Origin of the sequence: Massilia sp. CT11-108, from assembly GCF_047302915.1 — a bacterium.
Lineage (GTDB): Bacteria > Pseudomonadota > Gammaproteobacteria > Burkholderiales > Burkholderiaceae_D > Telluria > Telluria orientalis.
In genome coordinates, this window is sequence record NZ_JBKYMO010001046.1 from 1 (window position 1) to 834 (window position 834).

At 71.3% G+C, this 834-nt stretch carries 1 protein-coding gene; it reads left to right on the forward strand.

The window, feature by feature from the left end:
• The coding region (locus ACEN88_RS33025) for a glycosyltransferase (RefSeq protein WP_413346516.1) at nucleotides 1–833 on the forward strand (833 nt) is incomplete at its 5' end.
• Nucleotide 834: the final 1 nt, after the last annotated feature.

The window sequence follows — 834 nt, forward strand, 5'->3', positions numbered from 1 at the left end:
GTCCGGCCCACCTTGCCGGCCGACGCCGCATCGCCCTCATCAGCGACCACGCGTCGCCGCTCGCGGCACCGGGCAGCATCGATTGCGGCGGCCAGAACGTCTACGTCGCGCACCTCGCGCGCGAACTGGCGCTGGCGGGTCACCTCGTCGACGTCTTCACCCGCCGCGACGACGCGAAACAGAAGCAGCTCGTGCGCTGGCGCGAAAACCTGCGCGTCGTGAACGTGCCGGCGGGACCGGCCCATTACGTCCCCAAGGAGCAGATGCTGCCGCACATCCCGTCCTTCTCCCGCTTCGCGGCCCGCTTCGCCCGCCACCAGCCGGTCCCGTACGACATCGTGCACGCGAACTTCTTCATGTCCGGCATGGTCGCCCGCCACCTCAAGCAGGCGCTGGGCGTGCCGTTCGTGATCACCTTCCACGCGCTCGGCCGCGTACGCCGCCTCGCGCAGGGTACGGCGGATGCGTTTCCGGCGGCGCGCACCCGTATCGAAAGCAGCCTGATGCGGCACGCCGACCGCATCATCGCGGAATGCCAGCAGGACCGGCAGGACATGGAGCGCCTGTACGGCGCCAGCGGCGGACGCATCGCGATCGCGCCGTGCGGCTTCGATCCCGACGAACTGTGGCCCATGCCGCGCGACGAGGCCCGTGCCGCGCTGGCGCTGGCCCCCGACCGCTTCACCGTGCTCCAGCTGGGCCGCATGGTGCCGCGCAAGGGCGTGGACACGGTGATCGAGGCCGTCGCGCTGCTGCGCGCCGCGTACGGCATCGACGCCGGACTGCTAGTTGTTGGCGGGGGCCGCCCCCCCCCCCCCCCCACGGGAATATAAA